The 25,449-nt window shown below is 52.2% G+C and carries 17 protein-coding genes; 1 reads left to right on the top strand and 16 read right to left on the bottom strand.

What is annotated here, in order from left to right; genetic code table 11:
- Positions 1 to 37: 37 nt before the first annotated feature.
- The gene (locus tag NSU01_RS28300; protein WP_339302360.1) at positions 38 to 976 is read right to left on the bottom strand and encodes an AraC family transcriptional regulator; all 939 of its coding nucleotides are present in this window, start codon (positions 974 to 976) and stop codon (positions 38 to 40) included.
- Positions 977 to 1,115: 139 nt separating this feature from the next.
- On the opposite strand from NSU01_RS28300, the gene NSU01_RS28305 reads away from it, so the two are divergent.
- Positions 1,116 to 2,171 (top strand): glycoside hydrolase family 88 protein, encoded by a 1,056-nt coding sequence (locus tag NSU01_RS28305; protein ID WP_076247840.1) that lies wholly within the window; start codon positions 1,116 to 1,118, stop codon positions 2,169 to 2,171.
- A 152-nt stretch (positions 2,172 to 2,323) separates the two neighbouring features.
- Here NSU01_RS28305 and NSU01_RS28310 read toward each other — a convergent pair whose 3' ends face one another.
- The 15 genes from NSU01_RS28310 to NSU01_RS28380 form a co-directional block, all read right to left on the bottom strand.
- On the bottom strand, positions 2,324 to 4,060 hold the full coding sequence (locus NSU01_RS28310; protein WP_076247842.1) for a hypothetical protein: 1,737 nt from the start codon (positions 4,058 to 4,060) through the stop codon (positions 2,324 to 2,326).
- Positions 4,061 to 4,123: 63 nt separating this feature from the next.
- Complete coding sequence (locus NSU01_RS28315; RefSeq protein WP_076247844.1) at positions 4,124 to 6,430, bottom strand: helix-turn-helix domain-containing protein; 2,307 nt, start codon at positions 6,428 to 6,430, stop codon at positions 4,124 to 4,126.
- Between the two features lie 37 nt (positions 6,431 to 6,467).
- Complete coding sequence (locus NSU01_RS28320) at positions 6,468 to 8,069, bottom strand: extracellular solute-binding protein (RefSeq protein ID WP_256704022.1); 1,602 nt, start codon at positions 8,067 to 8,069, stop codon at positions 6,468 to 6,470.
- A 60-nt stretch (positions 8,070 to 8,129) separates the two neighbouring features.
- Positions 8,130 to 9,008: a carbohydrate ABC transporter permease gene (locus NSU01_RS28325; protein ID WP_042139614.1), complete on the bottom strand. Its 879-nt coding sequence runs from the start codon at positions 9,006 to 9,008 to the stop codon at positions 8,130 to 8,132.
- A gap of 37 nt (positions 9,009 to 9,045) precedes the next feature.
- Complete coding sequence (locus tag NSU01_RS28330; protein WP_231575211.1) at positions 9,046 to 10,017, bottom strand: ABC transporter permease subunit; 972 nt, start codon at positions 10,015 to 10,017, stop codon at positions 9,046 to 9,048.
- Between the two features lie 294 nt (positions 10,018 to 10,311).
- Entirely contained in the window at positions 10,312 to 15,804 is a 5,493-nt protein-coding gene (locus tag NSU01_RS28335) for an S-layer homology domain-containing protein (protein ID WP_076247846.1), read from the bottom strand.
- Positions 15,805 to 16,126: 322 nt separating this feature from the next.
- Complete coding sequence (locus NSU01_RS28340; protein ID WP_042139617.1) at positions 16,127 to 16,393, bottom strand: hypothetical protein; 267 nt, start codon at positions 16,391 to 16,393, stop codon at positions 16,127 to 16,129.
- Between the two features lie 137 nt (positions 16,394 to 16,530).
- Positions 16,531 to 16,863, bottom strand: coding sequence for a DUF3139 domain-containing protein (locus tag NSU01_RS28345; protein WP_076247848.1), 333 nt, complete (start codon positions 16,861 to 16,863; stop codon positions 16,531 to 16,533).
- A 145-nt stretch (positions 16,864 to 17,008) separates the two neighbouring features.
- Positions 17,009 to 17,788, bottom strand: coding sequence for a glucose 1-dehydrogenase (locus NSU01_RS28350; RefSeq protein ID WP_076247850.1), 780 nt, complete (start codon positions 17,786 to 17,788; stop codon positions 17,009 to 17,011).
- Between the two features lie 184 nt (positions 17,789 to 17,972).
- The gene (locus NSU01_RS28355; protein WP_179093624.1) at positions 17,973 to 18,752 is read right to left on the bottom strand and encodes a tetratricopeptide repeat protein; all 780 of its coding nucleotides are present in this window, start codon (positions 18,750 to 18,752) and stop codon (positions 17,973 to 17,975) included.
- A 29-nt stretch (positions 18,753 to 18,781) separates the two neighbouring features.
- Entirely contained in the window at positions 18,782 to 19,084 is a 303-nt protein-coding gene (locus NSU01_RS28360; RefSeq protein ID WP_076247854.1) for a hypothetical protein, read from the bottom strand.
- A gap of 486 nt (positions 19,085 to 19,570) precedes the next feature.
- Entirely contained in the window at positions 19,571 to 20,755 is a 1,185-nt protein-coding gene (locus tag NSU01_RS28365) for a hypothetical protein (RefSeq protein ID WP_076247856.1), read from the bottom strand.
- Positions 20,756 to 21,812: 1,057 nt separating this feature from the next.
- Positions 21,813 to 22,691, bottom strand: coding sequence for a sugar phosphate isomerase/epimerase (locus NSU01_RS28370; protein WP_305954229.1), 879 nt, complete (start codon positions 22,689 to 22,691; stop codon positions 21,813 to 21,815).
- 55 nt (positions 22,692 to 22,746) lie between these two features.
- Entirely contained in the window at positions 22,747 to 23,769 is a 1,023-nt protein-coding gene (locus NSU01_RS28375; protein ID WP_042139624.1) for a LacI family DNA-binding transcriptional regulator, read from the bottom strand.
- 65 nt (positions 23,770 to 23,834) lie between these two features.
- A complete protein-coding gene (locus tag NSU01_RS28380; protein WP_083705723.1) occupies positions 23,835 to 25,409 on the bottom strand; it encodes a DUF3502 domain-containing protein in 1,575 nt (524 codons plus the stop codon).
- Between the last annotated feature and the right edge of the window lie 40 nt (positions 25,410 to 25,449).

Raw genomic sequence — 25,449 nt, forward strand, 5'->3', positions numbered from 1 at the left:
CCGGGAAATTATAAGCCTTTACAGCAACCGGCCCGGGCTATCTACCGCCCTGCCGGAGCAGCTTACGGTAACGGCCCGGCGGTACACCTGTCAGGCGTTTGAAGCTGCGGCAAAAATAAGACAGATCTTGAAATCCGGCTGTCACCGCAACCTCGATCAGCGGCATACTCTCAGCTTCCAGCAGCTCCTTGGCACGGTTGATCCGGTAATGTGTTAAAAATTCCAGGATCGCAATGCCGGTCTCCTGCTTAAATATCCGGTGCAAATAGGAGCGGGAGAAATGAAAATAACGGACCATCTCTTCCATCCGGAAGGGGAGCTTGTAGTGGTCGGCAATGTAGCCGGTCATCTGCTCCGCGAGCAGCTTCCTGCGCTCCTCCGCTTGCCGGGGCGGCGTGCAAGCCTTCTGCCGTGTCAACACAGCGAACAGCCGGAGCAGAAGGCTTTGCACTTCCAGGGTGTACGCTTCCCTCTTGCCTGCAAGCTCGCTCTCCAGCTCGAGCAAAATAGCCCGGACGCTCTCCAGCTGTCCGGTGTTCAGCTGCCAGAGCACAGAAGCAGACACTCCATCGGGCAGCCATTCGCAGACTTGCTCCGCTGTGGAGAGGTCTACGCTGCAAAGCCTGTCCAGATACCTCTCGTCTACCGAAAGAATCAGCCGGTGCAGCGGCTGGCCATTGGCCGGTCTGGGCATATGCAGCACGGACGGCCTCACAATAATCAGGCTGCCCGCGAAAATCCCGTAGGCTTGATCTCCCGCAATGAATCCCCCGCTTCCTGCCAGGCAGAAGTACCATTCATAACCGTGATGCGAGTGCAGTTCCGCCTGCTTGATGCCATTAATGCGCTGTACACATTGAACCGGGTAATCTGCAAGCGCCCTGTTCGTCATATCATCGACCATATAGGAATTCTGCTTCTTCAATCCCGCTGAAGAAGCCGAATCCAACTCATTTACAGATCTCATTCCAGACATGCCAAGCTTCCTTTCCTCATCAGTATAAGTGTACAATTCTCCAATATATCGGGCAGGATCGCCCAAGAATTCATACAGGCAAGCCATTTATACTGCTTAATATAAGCTCAACTCTAGATCACAGGAGGACTAGTAGATTATGACAACCTTACCTTCATCACAAACACTTGAGTATGCAGCGGGCAAAGTGTACTCCTATATGCTGCGGAACCATTCCGGTAATTGGGGAATGGACATGGCGCATTGGGATTGGGTTCCCGGCGTAGGTGCCGCCTCTATTCTGGAATATTATCAGCAGGACGGCGGCGATGAGATTATAAACCGGCTGTCAGAATGGGCCCTTGCGCATTTGCACCAATCCGGGCATGCAAAGGTTATTAACTCCATGGCTCCGTTTGCCATCTTTCCCGCACTGTACAGCGTCACAGGGAATCCTGTCTTTAAGGAGAGCGCAGTCCGTACCGGTCAATGGATGCTGCATGAAGCGCCAAGAACCCGGGAAGGCGCTTTCGAGCATACGGTGACCGAACAGGCAAGCTTTCCGGAGCAGGTCTGGGCGGATACCGTGTTTATGGCTGTGCTGTTTCTGGCCCGTCTGGCCCGTCTGGCCCGGCTGACCGGAGAAACCGGGTATGCCCGGGAAGCCCTCAGCCAGCTGGAGCTTCACCTGAGACTGCTTGAGGATAAACAGAGCGGCGTGCTGTTTCACGGCTGGAACTGTATCACCGGTGACCATATGTCTGCAGCCAGATGGACAAGAGCCAACGCCTGGATTGCCCTTGCAGCGCCCATGATTCTGCAGGAGGTGGAGGGCCTGCTGCCTGTGCCTGCCTCCATTACGGAGAGATACCGCCGCTTGATGGCGGCGTTAATCGGTTATCAGAGTCCGTCCGGACTCTGGCATACAGTCATGGACCGGACAGACTTCTATCTTGAAACCTCCGGGAGCGCCGGCATCGCAGCCGGGATATTCAAGGCTGTACGGATGGGCCTGCTCGGCGAAGCAGCTCTGGGACCTGCCAGAGCTGCACTTGAAGCGGTGCTGGGCACGATCAAGGCCGATGGGGAGGTCGGCGGCGTGTCCGGCGGCACTCCGGTGATGCCCACTGTGGAGGACTATAATGAAATCTCCTGTATACCCACTCTCTACGGTCAAGGCCTGGTGCTCATTCTTCTGGCCGAAGCCATGAAGTGAAGGCTGACTCCGTTCACAAGACCCTGCCTATGCGGGGGGAAGCCAGACCAAAGGCACCGCAATCCTTGCGGTGCCTTTGGTCTGTGCCGGGCTTGTATACCTAGCACTTAATGTTCAGATACCGAAGATCAGTCTCCGGGCCTCCTTACCCCTTAGTCCTGTCCTCTGAGCGCTTCCACCATGTCCGGCTTCAGCCGCAGATTAAGCGCCAGTTCCCCATCCTCCGTACTCCAGCTTGCAGTAACTTCTTCCCCGTTGCCTGCGGCCGACATGGTTACGAAGAAGGAGTCCGGGCTGCTGTCCCGTCCCTCATCCTCGCGTACCGACAAGGTAAAGACGACCGCTGCCTCGTCCAGAGCCGTAAAATCAATTCTCCGGCGTTCACCGCTGTACAGCACCAGATCAAGGCAGAGGGTGTCGCAGCTGTGGACAATTTCCCATTCCGGATTCTGGACCAGCGAAGTTGCCCCTCCGGCAAACCGGGTATACAAACCGCGAAGGGAAAGCTTCACCCCGCCTATGGATACCACCGCCCCGCCGTCCACGGCATTGGCGGTTACACCGTCAAGACGGCCGCCGATTTCCAGCCGCAGGCGCAGATCCTCTGCCTGGATGCCGCCGTCGATCCGGTCCAGACCGATATGCGTATCCCCGCCGTTCAGCGAGAGCTGAAGACCGCACAGCACGTTCCCCTTGCGCTGCTCGGCGGAAAAGACGGGTGCGGAAAAATCATAGCCGTCATGCAGCATCCGCAGCGCCGCATAGACCGTTCCGCCGGGACCGTCCACATAGGCCAGCAGATTGCGCCGCTGATTCCACATGACCTCCTTGCTGGCCGAACCAAGCGCATAGCGCGTAGTCATGTAAGTTACAGCGGTTTTTTCATAGCCGTCTTCACTGCGGTAATACACCTCGCGTACTTCCCTTTCAGCGGCTTCCCTGAACAAGGCGCGGTAGGATTCGGGACAGGAAATACCAAGGTTGTACCATTCCAGATCGTAGAACATATCCGCTGGAGCACAAAAATCCAGTTCTCCCTCCAGCGCCAGCTGCAGGAACGCCCTAGCTGCATCCGGCAGCAAGGTGGAATAACAGCGGCTATGTGGCCCCGCCCATTGCCCTGTGGACGCGTGAAAATGCCGTGCCACCCCCTCCCAGGCCAAATTCAGCATATCCTCGCATATTTCCAGCGCCTGTCCGATCCTGGTCGCGGAGCGGATGCGCGATAATTCAATAATCGCCACCTTAGTGTACGTCGGACTGTTGTATTCCTGAAACGTCCGGGTTCGGCTGGCATATTGATGGAAGGCCTCGAATTTCTGCAAGCCATAATCCAGATAGCGCGGATTCTGAAACACTTCTCCCGCGAGCAGCGTCACAAACGATCCCATAATGGCAATATTCGTATAATGCGGACCCATGTTGCGCCGGATGATGGACTCGCAGGCGTGAAATACCGATTCCCGCACCCTATCCAGCAGCTCCGCAGGCATCCGGTGCTTATGCCGGATTACTGTTGTTAGAAGTACTTTCCCGATAAAATCCGCCCAGTTCCAATCCGGGGGCCTCATGCTGGACAAGGGCTCTTCCAGATAATACGACCAGATACCATAAGTCACGCTGGCCGGATCATGGTCCTGAAGTGAAACGATTTGCCGGATCACGGCAAAAGCCCTATCCTCAGCATCCGTAAGCCCGGTATCCAAAAGCCCTTGGGCATATTCAATGGAAGAACGTATGGAATGCACCTGTTCCACATTCTGAAGTGCGGTGTGGTAGCCGTTGGTTGTATATTTCTCTCTGATCATCGAATGCACCGGGCTGAATTGGTTCTCCAATTGTTCAAGCCTCCACCGCAGAAGAGCCTGTTCATCGAGCATATTATTCATTGTGATCCTACCCTTCATATAGGAAGGAGAAGCCGCCAATGCCCCGGCTTCTCCCGCTCCCTGTTACTTGCGCCGCTGCTCCCGGTATTCGGAAGGCGTCAGCGCAGTGAACTTTTTAAAAATGCGGACAAAGCTGTTGACGTTGCCGTAGCCGACCGCTTCGGCAATATCCATAATTTTGCCGTCCGTCTCCTCCAGCAGCCGTTTGGCCTCAGCCATGCGCAGCGCCATCAGATAGTCGATGAAGTTGCCCTCGGTCTGCTCCTTGAACAGCTTGCTCAGATGGGACACGCTGACCCGGTATTCCTCAGCCAGCAAATTCAGCGAAAGATCGGTTCGGCTGTAATTGTCATGAATATATTCCAGTACCTTCAGAATCAGGCCGTTTTTCTCCCTGCAGCTCCGTTTCTCTTTGATGGCTTCCATATGCCCCTGCAGGGTCTTCATTAGAAATTCCTTGATCTCTTCCAGGCTTTTGTGCAGATTCAGCGCCTCCTGCAGCTCCTGGGGCATTTGGATATTATTGTGGCCGATGCCAACATCCTCGGCGATTTCCGCCGCCTTCATCAGGCATTGAAGGCTGAGCTGCCGGATGATCTGGGGCGGCACGCCATATTCGGCGAAGGCTTCGAACCATCGTTCCACCTGCTCGCGCAGCTTCGTGCCGTCCAGCAGCTTCAGCGAATCCATCATATCCTCCGTCATCGCCACCAAACGGTAGAAGCGGGGAGAAAGATCGCCGTGAATATCCTCACGGGTAATGATCGAGTTCGCGCCGAAGACAAGGCGGTAGGACAAGGCTTCTTTGGATTGCTTAAAGGACTTGTGAAGCTCTGTCATAGACTCCACCAGCCCTCCCACCCCAATGGAGATGGTGCGCCGGAAGTGCTCTTCCACATACGATTTGATCAGTTCCGCTACAGCCACCGCCCGCAGCTCGGCATCGGCATCATCGTCGGCAAAGCTGATGATGATCGCACAGGTGCCATTCTCCAGCTCGATGGCAGCGCCCTTTCCCTCGGCCAGAATCAACTCTTCGGCCAAATTACAGAGCGCATAATTGTACAGGTGCACATCCCGGATCGCGGCAATCTCCTCCCGCCGGTCCAGCTCCGCATTCAGCACGACAAAGCGGTTCGGATGAAACTGGATTCCGAGCATTTCCATATACTGCACAACATTAGAGATATTGATCTTATAGTTGGAGAGCAGCTCCATCAGCAGCTGCCACTTCAGCATGGGGCGGGTCTCCTGCATCTGCTTGTGCAGCTGGTCGCTCTGGACCAGAATCCCTTCAAAAGCGGACTCCAGAAATTGCAGATCATCTGCCCGGTCTGTCTCCTTCGCCTGCGGAGAATATTCATTCAATTTGACGGAGAGTGTGTGCAAAAACCGGTTCAGCGGTCTGAAGGTCCACTTGCCGAGCGCCAGGCCCATGGCGGCAGCGGCAATGAGGATCATCGCCGAAATCACGGCCAACGTATTGCGGAGTGCAATAAGCGGCTGGTTGAGCTTAAGGTCAGAAACGGTGCGGACTAGCGTCCATCCGGTATAGGGAGAGTCCATATAGAAGACCATCGACGGCTTCTGATCCACCTGTGAGTGAAAATTCCCCGTTCTGCTCTTGCGGCTCAGCGCCTCATGAATGTATGAAGACTGGCCGATGTTCTGCCCCAGCTTATTCTCGTCAGGATGAAGCACGATCTGCCCCGTCTCATCCACAATATAGGTCTCCCCAAGATCCTCATCCTCATTGTGAATCAGCGAGAGCAGCATTTCCGTCTTCAGATTCAGTGCCATCGCCCCTTTGCGGGCACCCACGGAATGAAGCAGCGGATAGGTGCGGACCAGCGTGACCACATTTCTGTAGATCGGCGAGGTGGACCGGTTAATGACCAGCTGGCGGCTCGGCAGCCACTCAAAATATCCGTCGAACGTCTCGAACGCGGTAATCCAGCCGTAATCCTCCAGCTTGCGCTCTTCGGTCAGCATATCCCCGGAAACCAGCCTGTTCTGGCTGTAAGAATACATATCGATGGAGAAGATGTAATCGTCGCTGCGGATGAGCCGGTCGATCTGTCCGCCCAGCCGGAAATCATTGCCCGCCGCTTCCTCGCTGGGAAGCTTCTCATCAAAAAACTTCTGGACCTCATCATTCTGAACGAGCTGCACGGACTCATTGTCCACACTCTTCAGCACCAGCTCCAGCTTCTGGTTCATATGCTCCAGCAGCTCCATATTCGTCCGCGTCAGGCGGTCCCTAAGATCGCCGGTGAAGATGAAATAGAACAACAGCCCCGATATGCACACAATCAGGAACAAAAGAATCAGCAAGCCCGCCATCAATTTTTTTGCCCATTTATTCTGCAAAGCTCCCCATCCTTTAGTTCCCGACTGATCTCAGCCGTTACTCAAAACTTGCCTTGTTCTGCTCGTACCATTCCTGCGCCTGGACCTCTACCTGCTCTCCGCCCAGCCGTTTCCATTCCTTACGGATTTCCTCAAGCGCCCAGGCACCGGTATACTTGCTTCCCTGTGTGGTAACCTTGGCGCGGATCTCATTGATAAAGGGCGTCATGGATGTCTGGATTTCATTGAATTCCACAAAGCTTGGCTGATATGGAATATCCCGTCTGAATTCATTCTTCATCGCCAGCTCAAGCCCCTGCTGGCTGAGCGCGGCGAGGCGCTGGGAAACTTCGTCCGCAGCGGCCTTCACCAGCAAATCTTCCGGTTTGAACGTATTGTTGCGCAGGACGGCGTATTCTCCGGCGTATCCTACTTCTTTCTTGAATTTGTCAGGGTCGATCACCTTGGCGACTCCGTTCACGTCGGTGTAGTGCTCGCCCTCAAAGCCGTTGTTAAGTGCCTTCCAGCCTTCATCCACCATCCAGTCCAGATAATTCACAGCCGCTTCGGGATCGGCCATATCCTTGTTGAAGGCAACATAAATGAATGGGGAAGTCTCCTGATACAGGCCGAATTTGCCGTATTTCGTGGATACCGGCTCCATTGGCACAGGCTGCGCATCCGGCACATTGGCCAGCATATCCTTCAGCTGAGATTCCATCGTTCCACCGCCCCAGTTGGCGATATAGATGCCTGCTTTGCCGGTGGTCCAGAGCTGGATGGCCCGCTGATTGTTCTTGTCGGTCAAATATTCCTTATCGACCAGCCCCTGCTCGTATACCTGCTTCTCCAGGGACATGACATCGCCAAACCGGTCAAGCAGGGCACCGTACGCCATCTTGCCGTCTTCCAGATACCACTGGTTGTTCATATCCGCATAAATGGCCGAATAGAAGTCAAAGGTGGTCGAGCCTACGATCGGCGTCGTATCCGCGGCGCCGTTGCCGTCCGGGTCTCCATCCTTGAAGGCCTGGGCGACCTGAAGCAATTCGTCAATGGTTGTCGGCATGGCCAGTCCAAGCTTATCCAGCCAGTCCTGGCGAATCCAGGCGCCGTGATTGGCAACGGAATTCATGGTCCGCTCCGTGGCGACTGCATACATTTTTCCGTCGAACGTCAGGTACGGCTTAAGTTCTGGATGCGCTTCCAGATAGGCTTTGTAAGAGGTGCTGTACTTCTCGATATATTCATCAATCGGCTGGATCGCCCCTTGAGTAACCAGCTTTCCGATATAACTGCGGTCATATTCCCAGATCAGGTCCGGCGCCTGGTTGGAAGCGATCAGCACATTTAATTTATCCTGGGCCTGTGCCCGGGGAACCGGAATAATCTTCACGTCTATCCCGCTCTGCTCCTTGATCCATTTCACCCAGCGGTTGTCCTCATACGTGCCCTCATCACTGGAAACGCCGCCGCGGTCGAACATTGAAACGCTTACAGCCTTGGGCTTGCTGTTTGTCGCCTCGGGGCTGGAGGTTGCCGGCGAATCTGTCTTGTTATTCGCCGTGTCCGTGTTGTTCGCGCACCCGCTCAGCAGCGTGGCCGCCGCTATCCCCAGCGTCAACGCTGAGGACAGCCATTTGGTTTTGTGCATTTTCATTTTTAAATAACCTCCCTTATTAATCTAGCATATCTTCAAGCTTGTGGTAAGCTCGTGATATCAGCCTTTGACCGAACCCAGCATAACGCCTTTGACAAAATGCTTTTGCAGGAACGGGTAAACACAGAGAATCGGCGTGATCGAGAAAACAATGGATGCCGCGCGTATTCCCTCCGGTGTAATGGAAATCTGCCCTACGCCTTCCCCGCTCTTCAGCAGTTCGGGACTGACCATTTCGATCATCTGATACAATCTGACCATCAGGGACATTTTGTCGGTGCTCTGGATATAAATCAGCACATTCATATAAGAGTTCCACCAGCCCACTGCATAGAACAGGGTCAGAGCCGCAATGACCGGCATGGACAAGGGAAGGATAATTCTCCAGAGTATGGTCAATTCATTGGCTCCATCGATAGCGGCGGATTCTTCCACCTCTTCCGGAAGTCCCTCGAAAAAGGACTTCATGACAAACATGTTATAGACGCTGATTAATGCGGGCAGCCAGAGCGCCCAATACGTGTTGACCAGCCCCAGAGCGTTAATTAACAGAAAATGGGGAATCATCCCGCCGCCAAACAGCATGGTGAACAATACAGCCATCAGAATAGCATTTCTTCCCCGCAGCCTGCTTTTGGACAAGGGATAGGCGCACAGCACGGTGAACAGCATGTTAAAAGCAGTCCCCGCAACGGTGATGAACACCGTATTTTTCATGGCTACTACCAGTTGCCCGTCGTCCAACAGATTGCGGTAGGCGTCCAGATTAAAATCAACCGGCCAGAGGAAAACCTCCCCGCCGCTGATCGCCCGGCTGCCGCTGAAGGATGTGGCGATAATATTGATAAAGGGAAACACTGTCGCCGCGGCAAACAAGGCAAGCGCGATATAATTCAGCCACCGGAAAAATACGGATGAGAACTCGGCTTTGGCTTTCATAAATGTAATCGACCTCTTTCTGTAAGCATGATTCCTCCTACCACAGGCCCCGCTCTCCCATAGTCTTGATCAGCCGGTTGACCGAAATGACCAAGATAAAGGCGATAAGTGACTGGAACAGCCCCAGGGCCGTTGTATAGCTGTATTGAAGATTTTCGATCCCGCGGGTATAGACATAAGTACTGATAACCTCGGCAACCTGGCTGACGGCGCTGTTCTTCATGGCGTAGACCTGCTCAAAGCCGACATCCATCATTTGGCCTACCCGGAGAATCAGCAGAATTGCCGCGGTACCGCGGATACCCGGCAAGGTGACATGCCAGATTTGTCTAAATTTACTGGCTCCGTCGATTTTGGACGCCTCGTACAGGGTAGGGTCAATGCCGCTTATAGCCGCCAGATACAGAATCGTTCCGAATCCCGCCTCCTTCCATATGCTTGAAGCAATGAAGGATACCGGCCACCAGAAGGTGTCTGCCATGAAATAAATCGGCTCCAGACCAACCCATTGCATCAGTTGATTCACAATCCCGGTGGATGGGGACAGGATGGCGATGACTATGCTCCCCAGAACCACCCAGGAGATGAAATGCGGGATGTACAGCAGATTTTGCAACACACGCTTGTAGCTGCTCCGGGTCACCTCGTTGAGCAGTATAGCCAGAATAATCGGCACCGGGAAAGCAAATACGAGACTGTACAAATTAAGCAGCAGCGTATTCCGCAGTACTGTATAAAATTCCGGGCTGGCAAACAGCTTCCTGAACTGCTCCAGACCTACCCATTCGCTCCCCCATATTCCATCCGCCAGCCTGTAATTTTTAAATGCAATAATTTCTCCGAATAATGGGCCGTATTTGAACAGCACAAAGAATACAGCAACCGGAATAAGCATGAAATACAAATATTTATCCCGCTTCAGCTGTTTCCGGAATCGGCTTTTGGATACTGCGGCTCCGGAGCCTTTCTGCATCGCCGGTGGTATATAGGGCTCTGCGGATTGTGACAAGTTAATCTCTCCTTTCTTGTTTCTTGCTAAAGGCTCGTTCAGCAAGCGCATCCTCTGTCTGAACGGCTGCCCTCAAATTAGCATGAAAGAAGGAGCTTCCGAAACCTTCACTTTCCCGTTTTCTACACCATTTCCCGATCTGGCACCCTTCATCATTTGTTCCAACCTTCATTTTTTAAGCCGGGCAGTACATTCGGTTCCTTTTTTGGAAGATTATATAGCACAAATAGCGGCATTCCCGAAGGAATGCCGCCCGTGCAAACATTATAAAGATTCGCCGCCCTCTATCTTAATTTAAGACTCAGACACAGCCGTTTCCTGCTCCATTATTCTCAGCAGGACCACTACCGCTTCGGCGCGGGTCGCGGTCTTCAGTGGAAAGAATTTCCTCTGAGCGTCACCTTGGAGGAAGCCTGCTTCGGTTGCGCCGGATACCGCTGCTTTGGCCCAGACCGGAATGTCTGCTTCATCCTTGAAGGATATCTTCTCCGCAGCCAGCTTCACTTCCGTTCCGTAGTGCGCCCGCATGAGCAGAACCGCCAGCTCCGCCCGGGAGAGCGGCGCTCCGGGACGGAGGGTGCCATCCGCGTAGCCTTCTATCCATCCGGCCTGCACAGCCGCGGCCGCAGAGCTTCGCGCCCAGCTGCTTACCGACTGCGCATCCGTAAAGGACAGGCCGCTCAGACTCTCTGCCGGCTGCAGCGCCCGGGCCAGCAGCGCCAGGAACTCCTCGCGGACAACCTGCTGATCCGGCCGGAAGGTTCCGTCCGCATAGCCGTTCGCGAGCCCTGCGGATATTGCCTGCAGGATGCTGTCCTTGGCCCAGTGGCCGCCAATATCGCTTGGAGCGGCTCCGGTGCTTGTTCCATCCTTCTCCGGTTCAGCCGGAGAAGGGCTGAGCGCGAATACGGCAAACTTCGTGAACCTATTCACCCCGGCAGTAAGCCGGTCCCCGTCCACCGTTCCTGCAATCTCCACCCAGATACGCTCCTGCTCGCTCCAGGCAAACATTGCGGGCTGCTGATGCGCCTTCAACTGCGCCTTATCAAAGCGGATGCTAAGTGTAGCAGATTTGGCGGGCATCAGGTCAGGCTCCATGGTGATCTCATAAACCGGACTGATCAATCCTCCCGGCAGAGTCCCGCCGGAACCCTGCCCTGTCTGCAGCTTGTTGATGGAGAAGCTCACTGCAGTATCTATAAACCCACTGGGGAGAAGGAGTCTGACTTCATCTCCGAGCCGCACCTCCCCGGCCTGCCCTGCCGCCAGACTCAGCTTGCCCGGCAATGTGACGCTGTCCGTGGTGACGGGATTGCTGCCCGGATCAGGATTGCCGCCCAGATCGGGATTGCTGCCAGGATCGGGATGGCCGCCCTCTACGGTTCCCAAGTTAAGCAGCTGCGGCGTGAACGGGGCAAGCGTTACGGCCGATGCTCCAAGACTCTTGCCCTGAATCAATTCCTGTATGCTTTCCGGCGCCTGTCCGTTGAGAAGTATATTTACCTGTTTGGTCTGCCAGCTGTAATTGGCGACATTCAGCAGCAGTCTGCCTTCGTATACACTGGTTCTCCACTCCACATTGGAGACTGTTTCTCCGGTTTGAGCATCCTTCAATTCCACCTGAAGCAGATTAAGCTGTCTGAGCAGCGGAATAAGCTGCGCTTGCAATGCCGGGAGAGTCGGCGAAGTTAACGCGTTTGCAGTTCCTGTTACAGGAATAACTGCAGCATGCGCCATAATATAGCTTCTGGCCGCTTCCGGATGCGTCTGGTTATGGGCATCCCGGATAAAGGAATCCTGGCCCAGCACAACCGCCTGCCCCCCTTGTTCAATATAGGCTTTGACGGCTTCTATAGTCTCAGAGTCCACATTCCGGGCATCCGGAATAATCAGCAGCTTGACGGAAGACAGCTTGCCTTCCCCGATCTGCTTCTCACTGACAAAGCCGACCTTCTGCCCGGAGAGGGACAGAGCGGAATAGGCCCGGTCCACCGCCTCCAGATAAGCCGGACGGTAGAGGTTGGACGCCTTAGAATACAGAACGGCCGTTTCTGCCGGAGCGTTCTGGAAGGAGGTCACCTCACGGGCCAGACGGTTCAGGTCCATGCCTGTTGTGCCGATAGCCGAAACGACATCCGGACGGTACAATACACTGCCCTCGAAATCGCTGGCGGGATCAGTGGTTCTTTCCCATACCCAAATGGTGGAAGCGCTTCGTCCATGGATAGCTCCCTGCCATATATCGTTGCGCACATGGGGCGCCTGTTCAGGCACATAGCGGCTGTCGCGGTCGGGAATGATGTGGTCTTCCGAATTGAACACAGGAGCCGTTTTAAAGGAGGACAGCAGATCATAATATTTAAGCTTCTCTATAATCGTTGCTCCCTCGTCATGCAGATAATTCCAGGCATCCAGACCATTCAGATCACTGAGGCCGGATATCTGCTCCGGATCTATCCCCCAAGATAACGGGGACTTGGCCAACTGGGACTTGGCCAGCACTCCACCCATGATTTTTACACTTACAGGAATATCCGGCGCCATTTCATGGATAATATCTGCCATCCATTCATGCCACTCAGCAAACAGCTGGTCATTAAAGCTGATCCAGTCATAATAAAGTGCTGTCCGTTCCTCCGCCTGCGGCATCGCAACCTGCTCAAAGGATTCATAGGCGGTATTGTACACGGCATTCAGCTGTCCAATATCCGAATACATCTGCTTCAGATAAGACTGCCATGCGGGCTTTTGCGCAGGATCTTTATAAGAGATGAACACCGGCTCATTGGACAATACGATATTCTGGAGAGCAGGATAATCCTTGACCATGGGAATCAGAGTGCGCAGATAATCCTCAATCGCCTCCCTTGCCTTCGGATGATTAAAGTTGAATTTGATGAAGCCGCTGTTAGTAGAACGGATTTCAGGGTACTTTTGCAGCAGGAATTCCGGGAAATAGTGCGGTGACAGCAGCAGGCTCACCGCCTGATTATGTTCACCGGCACTTTGCAGCGCCTGCTGGATATCATTGCGGATGGTGGCCGTAGAGATGAGATAATCCTCTTTCACTACCGTACCGTCATCCTCAAATCCGGGATACGCCGCCAGATTGGCGGTGGTCCCGCTTTCCACAATGCCAATACTGTCGATCAGCAGAGAATCGGTTACATTCTCGGACACGATGCGGAAATCCAGCGAGGTCTCGGCACTGCCCGTGCGATAGGTTTTGGTGATTTTCTGCCAATCATAGGTTCCCGCCGGGATACCCAGCCGGGTTGCGAAGGTCCCGAACCAGACGTTGTTTACATTGGCGCCTTTGACCCACATGCTGAATTCATAATTGGTGTTTGGCTTGACGGCTATTTTCTGCCATACCGTTCCGTACACATTTGCAGTCTTGGGCGTAAGGTTGACTATCTTCAAGGCACGGCTTCCTTCGTGAACCACTTCTGTCCCGTAAGAAAAGCTCGCCTTGGCTCCCCCCCTGAGCTCCGTGCTCCACCCAAGTATCGTATTGGGCGATTGGAGGATACGGTTAGGCCCGGTCTCCATCTGGATCATGTTCGACCCAAGCTGGGACAGAACAGGAATATCCTTTTTCACCTGGGCAAAATGCCCGTAACCGGTAAAGAAGACCGGTCTTGACTCCTCTGTCCCTGTCTGCGAATTGATCGTGTTGCCAATGAAAGATTGCCGGTCGATAGTCACATCGCCGGTAACATAATGCGGAACCGGGAAACTCGTCTGTGTCCCAGCCAAATAAGCCTCAAGGCGGTCCTCGGTCTGCTGGTACAACAGCAACAGCTGGTCCCTGACATATTGCGCCCGTTCCAGTTTATTTTGGGCAATATCTTCCTTGCCGTAAGGAATAAATTTATCGATGACCGCGATATCCAGCTTTTCATAATCCACTGCAATCCCCTGCGCCTCCACCTGCTCCAGCAGCGCTTTCAATTCACCCATATTATCTTCAAGCTGCTCTATGTCCTGTTCAATCTGAGTGCCGGAAGGAAGAATGTCGAGCTCCCACTCCAGTGTCCTCTCTTCGCCCGTTCCCGTTTCCCTGACCTCTGCCGTGAGCGATTGCTCTCCGGTTCCGGCAAAGGAGGCCGTAATCGGATACTGCAATACGGAATGCGCAGGTACTGTGATATTCCTCCATGCCGGGTCCACTCGAGCTATCTTTGTCTGGAATTGCTTCGCCTGATCTGTGGAATTCACCAGCTTCAGCTGAAAGTCCAGCGGCTCATTCTGCTCCGCTGTGTAGCGGTTCTCTTCCGGTTGCATATAATCTCGGTCCAGCCATGCCGCCCACGTACTGTTTTGCGGGATGAAGAACAGATTCCCGAAGCTGTACTGATCCTTCAGTTTCCCTATGCCCGGCGTCCATTCCACCCAATTCTTCCGTCCGGCTCCGTCATTGTCATTCAGCACAAAATTGAAAGGCATGGATGCCCCCGGTTCATCCGCATGGAGCGCACTCCAGGGAATTTCAGCCTCATAGATGGTTTCGGAGCCAACCCGTTTGGTCTGCAACCGGATAGGCTGCTTATCTGCGGGCGTATCTCCCTGATTCCATGTCCATACCTCAGGCGCTCCGTTCACCTGGGCGAATCCATACTCCGGACCATACAACACACTTGTTCCCGAAGCGAACTGGATACTGTCCCCTGACCACATCGCTGCTCCGGCCACACCGGATTGCACATCATCGCGCACCTTCACGGCAAAATAGAGGAGATTCTGATTATAAGCAAAATATACTCTGCCTAATAAATCGTCAGGTCCCTGCCAGCTGGCCAAATTGGCCTGGCTGCTTCCGGGCAGCGGCAATTCGATGTAGGAGGCTTCGTCCCATTCACTTAAATCACCGTCCAGGACGATCCCGTCCGCATAATAGACAGGCACCGCCTTTCCTTCCGCCAGACTTCCAAGGAAAGTCTGCTCATCCGTCACCGTGCCTGCCCCGGCTCCGTTTACGCTATAGCTGAAGGTTGAGACAGGACTGTCTGCATATCCCAGGCTTTTTGCATACGCTTTCAAAACTAATGAACGATCGATGGCGACCGGCCCGGTGTACCATTGCTTTGTCGGAGACAAAACAGGGTCCGTGCTATCTGTTGTGTAATAAACGGCAGCAGAGACGGTTGCTGTAGCCAAGCTGACAGTTGTGCCTGATTCCACGGGTCCAGAAGGAGGATCGGCGCTGACGGCCGCGGCTTGCGGCACAGTCTCAAAGTCCCCGTTCTGCAGCAGATTGGTATCCGTTCCTGCCTCCACCATCGTCAAATCATCAAGCCAAAGCGCCCCTGTTACGCCCTCGGAGAGAACGGTGAACGGGTAAGAGGTGGCCGAGGCATCTGTTGTAATATTAAACATCATGGACTGCCAATCGAAGGTTCCCGCCGGCAGAGCCTTTTTTAGCGACCAGCCGGCATTCAGTGCGATACTTGAGTACGAGGCTTGAGCCCCCTTGACCTTCAGGCTTACCTGATAGGTGGTATTGGGCTTCACCGGAACATTCTGCCGGATCGCCAGAAACACATTGCTGGCCTTGGGCGTCCGGTTCACTATTTTTAACGCGGCCTGACCTGCGCTGAATACGGTTTGGTCGATGTAGACTTCCCCGTCCACCCCATTGTTATTGTAGCTTGTTGGCCAGCCTGGAATATTGGCGATCGGCGCAGATGCGGCATATGCAGGGGGGATGTTAATCCCGCTGTCCAGGATCAGCAGCACACTGAGCAGTACGGCAGCAACTCTTGCGGAATACCTTGGGGTTATCAAAATCGAATGCCTCCTTTGCGGCTATAATTGGCTTCGCTTATTCTCGCTCTCCGGCCGGAGCTCCGGACGTTCCTCCTTTCTTTCAGAGTCTAAAGCACCTATAACCTACCATCTGGCATCGTTTTGTGTTATCTGCACCTTTTGTGACGGTCTGCTTTATTTGTGATTTTGAGGTTTCTATTTTTGTGCTTCTCTCTATCTAATGCTTAAGATGCGGGATGGCTATTCAACTGAGCCCCATTAATCCATAGAAAATAACACCCGCAGCAGGAGATATATCGCATCTCCATTCTGCGGGTGTTATCGTATATCTTGCTTATAGCTAGTAGCTGCGGCTGTCCTGAACATGAATATAGTTAACGCCTTGTGCGGTCAGTTTAGAGCCGCTCGTATTCGCAACGCGGACTGCTTTTTTCCCTTTGCCGCTGAGGGAGAAACTGATATTATTGGCCAGCTTATTCTCCACAATCTGTTCCAGTGCACTATGGTATCCCCCGATTGTTATACCCTCCAGGTTCTCCAGCACCGGTTCTTTGCCCTCTTCAATCGTCTTGAGAATCTGATAGATCAACGACTTGCTTCCGTCCATCTTCCATTCGCCTCCCGGGTCTATTGTGAGCGTTTACAATCTTTCGGCTGCGTACACAAAGTGAATGCTTTTGTATATGTATGTCTTATTCGACAATGTATACCCATTACCTCTTATTGGAAAAGCGGAAAAGGTTGTCAATAGTATGTTTCGTCCATATGTTTCCCGTACAGGCTGGAGGTTCCGACAAGTCTGAATTCCCCATTTACTTTGGCATACGTATAGTCCACATCAGGTTCATCTTTGAATAGTACATCTGCATCATAGTCGCCCGATTTGAAGCTGTAGCCTCCCCGGATTTCCTGAATATTTGCAGCCGGGTACAATCTTGTATGAACCAGATATTCTTTCACTTCACTAGCGATCTGACTTTTCTTATGAGGTAATCCGGTAAGCGATATATATATCCCTCCGGCCAATATAGTCATTACCACTAACACAATAATTGAAATCCGGTTTTTAAATCTCAAAGGATAGCCTCCGTTCCACACTGGAATTTCAAAAATGCGATAGAATAACATATTTTTACATCTACTTTCATTTTAGCATAATGGCCCTTATGAGGCTAACATCAAAAAAAGCACCGGTTAAGGTGCTTCTCATATTGCAACATGCTTATGCATTCTGCTGGTAAACCGGTGCACCCAGGGGAGAACTGCCCGCTCCGCCGTCTACAGCGATATCGGCACCTTGGATATAAGAGGAATCATCCGAGGCCAGAAACAGCGCCACCTTGGCAATCTCTTCCGGATCACCCGCACGGCCCAGCGGAATGGAACGCGACATGCCAGCTTCCACCTGGCGCCAGTTATCCATCGCAGATTGTCCCCAGATGGGTGTGCGCGTCACGCCAGGGGCAATGTTGTTAACCCGGATGCCCAGCGGGGAGAGCTCCGAAGCCAGCACTTTGGTCATGCTGCTGACCGCCCCTTTGCTGGCGGCATATGCAGAGTTACCGGGTCTGCCAGCCTTAGCCAGCACGGAGCCGGTCAGAATAACTGATGCCCCGGCCTTCAGATAAGGCAGTGCGGCCTGAACAGTGAAGAAGACACCGGTCACATTAATCTTGAGCACTTCCTCGAAAGTCGCCAACTCTGTGCTGCCGAGCGGTGTTGAAGCCGCTATGCCTGCATTGGCATAGACAACATCCAGTCTGCCGAATGCCTCAATGGCTGCTTTCACAGCCGACACAGCGCTCTGCGGATCTGTCGCATCGGCCTGAACCGCAACGGCATGCTCCGCGCCCAGTTCTTCTACCGCCGCCTGCAAAGATACCGGATTGCGGCCGGTAATAACGACTTTGGCACCTTCAGCAACAAACAATTTGGCGGCAGACAACCCGATTCCGCTATTCCCTCCTGTAATCAAAGCAACCTTACCCTCAAGCTTTCCCATCGTGAACACTCCTTAAGTTATAAGTTTATTTGTTGTTACTGTGTAATCAAGCTTCTGGCTGTTATTAAGACCGAACGTTCTAATATTATCAAAAAAATTTATCCGTCTCACATTTGCAATCTTAGCATATTGAGAACGAACGGTAAAGTATTAATTTCACCGGTGTTCTCAATAAGCCCCTCGCTTAACTCTCTCCATGAATTTGCCTGGTCACCGAGACCTCCAGCTTCTCAATAAAGCGCAAAGCCTGATTGCTGCCGGGTTCAAGCTCCAGCAATTTACGGGCTATCTTAAGTGCCGTCTCATAGTCTTTCAGTTTAGCATGGCAATAGATGATGCCGGTCATGCACTCCGTTTCATCCGGCTGGATTTTGGCCGCCAGCCCGAATGCTTCCAGTGCCGCCTTAAATTCACGCATTTCCAGAAGAACAAGACCTTTATTACGCACAGCATCATAACAGGACGGATCCAGTTCAAAGGCTCTCTCAAACTCCTTGAAGGCCGACTTGGAATCAGACATCCTAACGTAACACATTCCCAGGTTCAGATGCGTTTCAGACTGCGCTTCATTGAGCTTCAAGGATTGTTCATAACATTGCTGCGCCTGTACATAGTCCTCAACCTCATAATAATAGGTTCCCATATAATATAGAGCATCTTCACTGGCCGGATTCATTCTCAGAGCTGTCTCATAATAACGGAACGCTTTGTCCAGCTCCCCCAGTCTGAAATACACCCGGCCGAGATTAAACACTGGTCTTTCCCACTCCGGACTCTCCTGCTGAAGACGTTCGAAACAGGAAAGCGCCGCCGGATACTCTCCCAGTGACAAGTGGCAGCAACCCATATAATTCAGACAGTCACCGGAATGCCCTAACTCCCACTCCTCCGTGAACAGTGCAAGCGCGCGAACGAAATCCCCGCTGATATACGCTTCTTCACCCTGATCGTAAAAACTATCCACTTCCATCCCCTCCCTTTTATCCAGCTCCTCTATATAGACAGCCATGCAAAAAGGAACAGATATCCCGCGATCCACAGCAGCGCAGCAATAATAATTAAAGCCCCTAAGTACCCCACCCAGCTGGCGGGTTTCCAGTTAAATTTAAAAGTACAAAGCGAGACAACAATCAGAGCCGCCGATGGAACTCCAACAATTTGCAGCACTACCGTACTGATGATATCCATGATCCACCCCTGGGTAAGCCAATGATTCGTCAGCATGAAAAAGAACACGATTGAAGCGATATTCAGCACAACAGCGCTGATCCACAGTATTTTAACGGCTTTAACCATGCTCCACCTCCCACCTCTATCTCATTACCCGGCATGCTGGTAAATTTTTCACAGCATCAGATATTCTGCAAATTGGATTGAAACAGGGTATCTGCTATTCACCACCGTAACTACACTTGCCCACACTTTAACTGTACTTTCTACAACTAAAAGTGATTTTTAATCACCCTTGAGAACTTTAATTGCAGTTCGTACACTTAAAAAATCCACTTTTGCCATAAAGGTACACTTTCCTTAATTTTAGTTGTACAGAATACACTTCGCCCGGTAAATCGGGTTTTTCTTCGTCTTTTAATTGCAGGAAATACAGTTATCCATTGACGCTGAACGGATGTCGAACGAAACGCTTTACAAACTCCGTACGCAGGCTTCCGCGTTATATGTCATGTACCTTTTTCAGTTCAATCAATATATATATCTATGGTGTACAAAAAAACGGGTCCGCCCTCGCCAGGACGACACCCGTTTCTTCATTCATTAGAAACCTTACCGCCCCGTAGTCTCAAAAGAAAACTTGGACGTCCAGGTGGCACCTGCATCCTTCGTCACATAAAGTGTCGAGCTGTTCAGGTCTCTCACCGCAAGCCAGCCTTGATTATGATCGGTGAAGGAGATCGTCCCTTCGTAGCCGGGAACCGTCATCTGATTACTCCAGGCCTGCCCGTTATTCTTGGTGAATCCGATCCCCACTTGTTCCGCTGCGGGTTGGAATCCCACCAGGAAAGCCGTTGTTTTGCCGATCATCACCAGATTGCCGGGGCTGCCCGAAGCGGGCCCCTTCTTCACCTTGGCCGCGCCGCTTCCCGGAGCCGGACCGCCTCCAGCCGTCTCTTGGGCAATCACCCGCGTCCAGCTGCCGCCGGAGTTAGCGCTGCCGTAGAGCGAATACGAAGTCTGCGACATTCCGTAACCGCCGTACAGTACGGCATACACCTGACTGCCGTTCGCATAGATTTGTCCGTATGAGGGTTCAGCGTAAGAAGATTTCAGCATCAGCTTCCAGTTCGTTCCGCCGTCTGCCGTCCGCATCACCTGATACCCGCTGCCCGGTACAACGACCACGGCCCATCCGCTGCTCAGGCTGGTGAAATACGCTCCGCGTGTATTCGCTGGTGTCTTAATCAGACTCCAGCTCTCTCCGCCGTCATTCGTATAATAGGTGGACGCACGGTTGTAGCCGAATCCTTTGCTGCTGTCCAGAAACTCCACCCGCTCAAAGGTCACAGCCTTATTCGACAGCCTTTTCCAGGTAGAGCCTCCATCCGTGGTCCGGATCAGATATTTAGCCTGACCGTCATTGACCGCGGCAAGCGCCCAGCCATGGATATTATCAGGGAAGTCGATCTGCTGAAAGCTCCACTGCCCTTCATAAATCTTCTGGAAATGGCAGCCTCCGTCCGAGGTTCCAATCAGGAATCCGTTCCCGGCTGCCCGCCCCGTATCTGCACTCAGAAACTCTACATCAGAGAAGCTAAGCGGGATCGCATCTGCTCCGCTATGTGCTGCCTGCAACTCCTGAAGCAGTCCATGATCTCCCGTGCTGCAGGACGGAGCCGGGGTTGGCGCCGCCGCCGCCTGCACCGGAGAAGCCGAGGTCCCCCAGCCTAGAGTAAGGAGACTAGCGGTAAGGAGAGTTAATGTGATCTGCTGCAATCTGGTTGTCCAATTCATTGGTGACACCTCCTAGAATATATATACCCTGTATGCGGACTGCTACTCTGCGCTGTGTAATTGCTTTTCCGGCACAATCCACAAGAGCATTCAAGATGAGATTATCGCTTGTTCGAGAAATCAACCTGTTAGCCTAACCTCGGAGGGTTGCGGGTCTATATTCACTTATGAGTATAGTAAGAGTAAAACTCCTGCAATTCAACGTATATTATAAATGGTACAAAACTGTAACCAATTGAACTGTTACATTATTGCTCTGTGGTTTAAATAATAAGTACAGAAGCTTACTAACATACAGTTACTAAGAGCAAATAAGGGAAGTGAACGAGTATGATAAAAAAGGACATTCAACATGCGCTCCTCTCCAATCTGTGGCAACGCGTTCACTTGATCAGCGGAGAAACTTACACCGGAGTATGTAAAATAGATCACTCAACAGATGCACTACACATTGCAACGAACAAAGGCAGCTTCACTGTCCCTTACTGGACAATCAAGCGTTTCGTTTAAGGCCTAGTTTCCGCGAACTGTCACCAAAATAAAGTATCTACCTCTGTTTCCTTCGCCGGACTCACTTTTGGCGGAATGAAGCAGGGGTATTTCTGCTTCTTATTCCTGCGCCGGACCCACTTTGGTGCCGAATTAGATGCCCACGTTCCCTCTGTACGCGGAATTCTGACGGACGGGCGTGTGTCAGATACGATATTGTTGTACTTTTTGCAAGATTTCTGACTGGTTAGGCGGGTCAGATCCGGTATTGTTGTACTTTTTGCAGGATTTCTGGCGGCTGGGCAGCTTATAGCCCCGTATTGTTGTATTTTCTGCAAGATTACTGCGTATCGGCAGTTTTGAGTCCGGTATTGTTGTATTTTCTGCAAGATTCCTGGCGGCGACCTATACTCCCCTCCTTCCCGCGTCATTCCCGCCTAACTCCCGCGCCGGCGTGTCCTGCTCCCGGCCAGCCCGCTGTCACTCCCCTACAGGGGGAGTAGTTCCAAATACAACAAAGACCCCATCCTCCACATGCGTGGATAACGAGGTCTTGTTGTCGTCAAAGTCAAATCACCGGATTCGGCACAAAGCTGCCTCCGCGGCAATGCTTCAAATAATTCAGGGCATGTACCTGGCCGGTCATCTCCAGCTCATCGCGGTAAACCGGATCATGCCAGCCTTCGATGTCGATTGTGCCCTTATAGCCGCCCTGACGGAGAATGGTGATAATATCCGTCCAGTTGGTATCGCCGAAGCCGGGCGTGCGGTCCCATACATAAGGCTTGGGACCATGAATCCCGTATTCCTTGATAATGTCCCAGGCGATAGTGACATCCTTACCGTGCACATGGAAAATCTTATCCACCCATTTGCGCAGCTGCGGGACCGGATCAATCAGCGCAGTCAACTGGTGGGCAGGCTCCCATTCCAGCCCGAGATTATCTGCCGGAACGCTATTGAACATCTTCTCCCAAGCTGTAGGGTTATGCGCGATATTCCAGTCGCCCTTCTGCCAGTCCCCGCCCATCGCACAGTTCTCAAAAGCAATCCGCAGACCCTTGTCCGCGGCCCGCTTCGATAATCCTCCGAATACTTCGGCGAATCTCGGCAGGGACTCGTCAATTGAAGAGCCGGGCAGCCGCCCGGTGAAGCCGCCGACAATATCCGTGCCGAACAAGTGGGCATGTTCAATCAACTGCTCCCAGCCGGCAAGGGTATCTCCACTCTCGGGGTTGCCGCCAAGCGGATTACCATAGATCCCGACAGCAGAGATCACGAAGTGATGCTCAGCCGCCAGCTCCCGAATCCGGGCCGCTGTCTCCACCAGATCGGTATCGCCAATCGTCTGCCAGAAATTCAATTGGAAGGATTCGAAGCCATGCTTCACAATCTGCGGAATGACCTGGACGGCTTCACCGCCCCGGACCAAAGTGCCTATTCTCAAAGATTCTTGCATCCTGGATATCAACTCCAATACGTTTATAGTCAGCGCCCTGCTGTTATCGGCTCTTGATCATTTTGCAGGAGCCCCGTTTGAGCAAGACTGCATCATAGACAATATGCTGATGGTTGGTGCGATTCGAAATAAGATCAAATAATACCCCTACACTGGATAGAGCCATTTCCGTACCCGGCTGGCTGATCGTATCCAGCGCAGGATGATAATATTCTGCCATCTCAATGCCGTCAAAGCCGATAATCGAAATATCATCAGGGATGGACAAGCCGGCGGTAAGCACAGCCTTGGCCGCACCGATGGCAATGGTATCGGAAGCAGCAAATATTGCGGTCACCGCTCTGTCCCGGTTCAGCAGTCTGCGTGCAGCGTTGAAGCCCGAGCTCGGACTGTATTCACAATCCTCTACAAGCCCGGCATTGTAAGGCAGATTATTTTCTTCTAATGCCAGCTTATATCCCATAAGCCGCCGGCTGCCCGTAGTTTCATCCAATAAAGGTGATTTGGCCAGGAAGCCAATGTTCTTGTGTCCAAGTGAGATTAAATAACTGGTCGCCTTGTAGGCCTCTTTCGATTCATTGATGGTTACGCTGGAGAATATGGCAGGGTCCACTTCCTGGGATGTAGTGATCGTCGTCAGTACAAACGGAACCGTCAGCTGCTTGAACTTCTCTTCGGAATGATTATACGTACCGCCCATGAAAATAATCCCGCTTAAGTTCTTCTCCTTCACCAGTTGAATCGCCGCATTGATCTCATCAGTCCCATCCTCTACCTGATGGATGAGAAACGGATAGCCGCGCAGATTGACCTGCCGTTCAATTTCCTTGATCATGATGGCGAAGAACGGATTGGTAATCCCCTTGACCATGAGTGCAATGTTCTTGGACTGCGTGGTTTTTAAATTCCGTGCGTTGGAATTCGGAATATAATTGTATTCCTTCACGACACTCAGAACCTTCTCGCGGGTCGCATCACTCACCAGTCCCTTATTGTTGATAACCCTGGATACAGTCGAGATGCCGACTCCGGATATCCGCGCGATATCCTTAATATTAACGTCCACACTACTCCCCCATTTATAGGTAAGGGAGCTATAGACTATAGCTCCCCTGTAACCTATTTCATTCTTTAGTTAACAGGTGTAAATTCTGCCAATTGTTTCTCTACTTCGGCAATGACCTTGTCAACTCCTGCTTTTGTCAGCTGATCGCGGTATTCTGCTACAGCTGCCTTTGGATCTTTGCTTGTTTTACCCAGCATCAGCTGAATACCGAGCTGTGCATTGACGTTCGAGATCGAAGCAATTTCAGTTGTTACATTCGAAGGATCGAAGCTGAAGCCGTTGTACGGATCATCGATTGCTTCTTTATCCCATGCAGCAAACAGGTCTTTACGGATCGGGTTCTCAGTATCACTCGGAATCACGAATTTGTCGTTTCTGAGGGACCAGGCCGAGAAGCCTCCGCCATCTGTTTTTTCATTGAAGCCTTCCGGCTGCTTCTTCACGCCATCTTCAATGACGTAGTGCTTGCCTTCGATACCGTATTGCATCAGGTTGTAGTAGCTTTCATCGGTCATGAATTTCTCAATTACCATCAGAGAGCGCTCCGGATTAGAGGAATTCGCGCTGATTACTGTCGAGTTGTCTACACCCATTTTACGCTTGATTTTCTTATTCGCTTCAGCAAAAGTATAGAAGCTTGTTGGAGAGTCAGGCAGTGCCTTGATATCTCCGCCGTACTGCCCGATCCAGTCCTGGGCATGAGTCAGATAACCCGCAGAGTTCGCTGCTCTGAAGTTGTCCTTGCTGCCGAGGGAAGCGGACAGAACGTCTTTGCCCCAATAGCCCTTGTCGCCCCACTCACGCATTTTCACAGCCCAATCCTCGAATTCCTGGGTGAAGGCTGGATGGAATACGGTCTTGTAATCCTCCGGGCTCTTGGTGACCAGATTCAATTCATTCAGCGAGATACCAGGTGCGTTCAGCCACATGTCTGTAGTATCTACGAGCATTCTGTACATGTTCTGTGCATCCTCAGCCTTACCGTTGATTGGCGGGAAGGATTCGTTGGCAACCACATTATCCATGTATTTAACCATATCATCGATTGTCTTAATTTCGGTCATGCCGTATTTCTTCAGCAGATCCGTACGGTATGCATAACCGGCAGGCGTATATTCACTGAACAGACTCGGTACGCCGTAGATTTTGCCATTGACCTTGGTGTTCTGCCAGGAGGCTTCAGGAATCTCCGCCTTCAGCTTAGGCGCCACCTTGTCCAGCATGTCGGTAATGTCAGTCAGTGCCCCTTCAGTAGCCAGGGTGTAGTAAGACACAGCGGCACCCGGGGAAGCATGCGACAGATCGAACGATTCGCCGGAAGCGAACAACAGCGGATACTTGGTACCTACGTCCGGCCAGTCAATATACTTGATTTCAAGTGTAGTATTCAGATCAGCCTTAAGCTTCTTATTGATCTCAGCCAGAATTTCTTTATTGGTAACCCCTTCACTGCCCCACAGGTAGTACACCAGCTTTGCTTCCTTAGAGGTGTCTACTCCTCCAGCATTGGTGGAAGTGGATGGAGTGTTCGACGAACCTGAATTATTTCCATTTGCATTATTGCTTGACGAACAAGCGGATAGCACTCCAGTAAGCATGAGGACAGCAGCTAGAGAAGAAGCAATCTTTTTACCTTTCATTCGGTAAGCCTCCCTTTTCTTTTCTATATTATGGATTTTG

It is taken from the genome of Paenibacillus sp. FSL H8-0259, from assembly GCF_037963255.1.
Lineage (GTDB): Bacteria > Bacillota > Bacilli > Paenibacillales > Paenibacillaceae > Paenibacillus_AQ > Paenibacillus_AQ phytohabitans.

What these genes read in the sequence shown, in the direction of transcription:
- NSU01_RS28300 (WP_339302360.1), bottom strand. Translation starts at nt 976, where the DNA reads ATGTCTGGAATGAGATCTGTAAATGAGTTGGATTCGGCTTCTTCAGCG.
- NSU01_RS28305 (WP_076247840.1), top strand. Translation starts at nt 1,116, where the DNA reads ATGACAACCTTACCTTCATCACAAACACTTGAGTATGCAGCGGGCAAA.
- NSU01_RS28310 (WP_076247842.1), bottom strand. Translation starts at nt 4,060, where the DNA reads ATGAATAATATGCTCGATGAACAGGCTCTTCTGCGGTGGAGGCTTGAA.
- NSU01_RS28320 (WP_256704022.1), bottom strand. Translation starts at nt 8,069, where the DNA reads ATGAAAATGCACAAAACCAAATGGCTGTCCTCAGCGTTGACGCTGGGG.
- NSU01_RS28325 (WP_042139614.1), bottom strand. Translation starts at nt 9,008, where the DNA reads ATGAAAGCCAAAGCCGAGTTCTCATCCGTATTTTTCCGGTGGCTGAAT.
- NSU01_RS28340 (WP_042139617.1), bottom strand. Translation starts at nt 16,393, where the DNA reads ATGGACGGAAGCAAGTCGTTGATCTATCAGATTCTCAAGACGATTGAA.
- NSU01_RS28350 (WP_076247850.1), bottom strand. Translation starts at nt 17,788, where the DNA reads ATGGGAAAGCTTGAGGGTAAGGTTGCTTTGATTACAGGAGGGAATAGC.
- NSU01_RS28360 (WP_076247854.1), bottom strand. Translation starts at nt 19,084, where the DNA reads ATGGTTAAAGCCGTTAAAATACTGTGGATCAGCGCTGTTGTGCTGAAT.
- NSU01_RS28365 (WP_076247856.1), bottom strand. Translation starts at nt 20,755, where the DNA reads ATGAATTGGACAACCAGATTGCAGCAGATCACATTAACTCTCCTTACC.
- NSU01_RS28380 (WP_083705723.1), bottom strand. Translation starts at nt 25,409, where the DNA reads ATGAAAGGTAAAAAGATTGCTTCTTCTCTAGCTGCTGTCCTCATGCTT.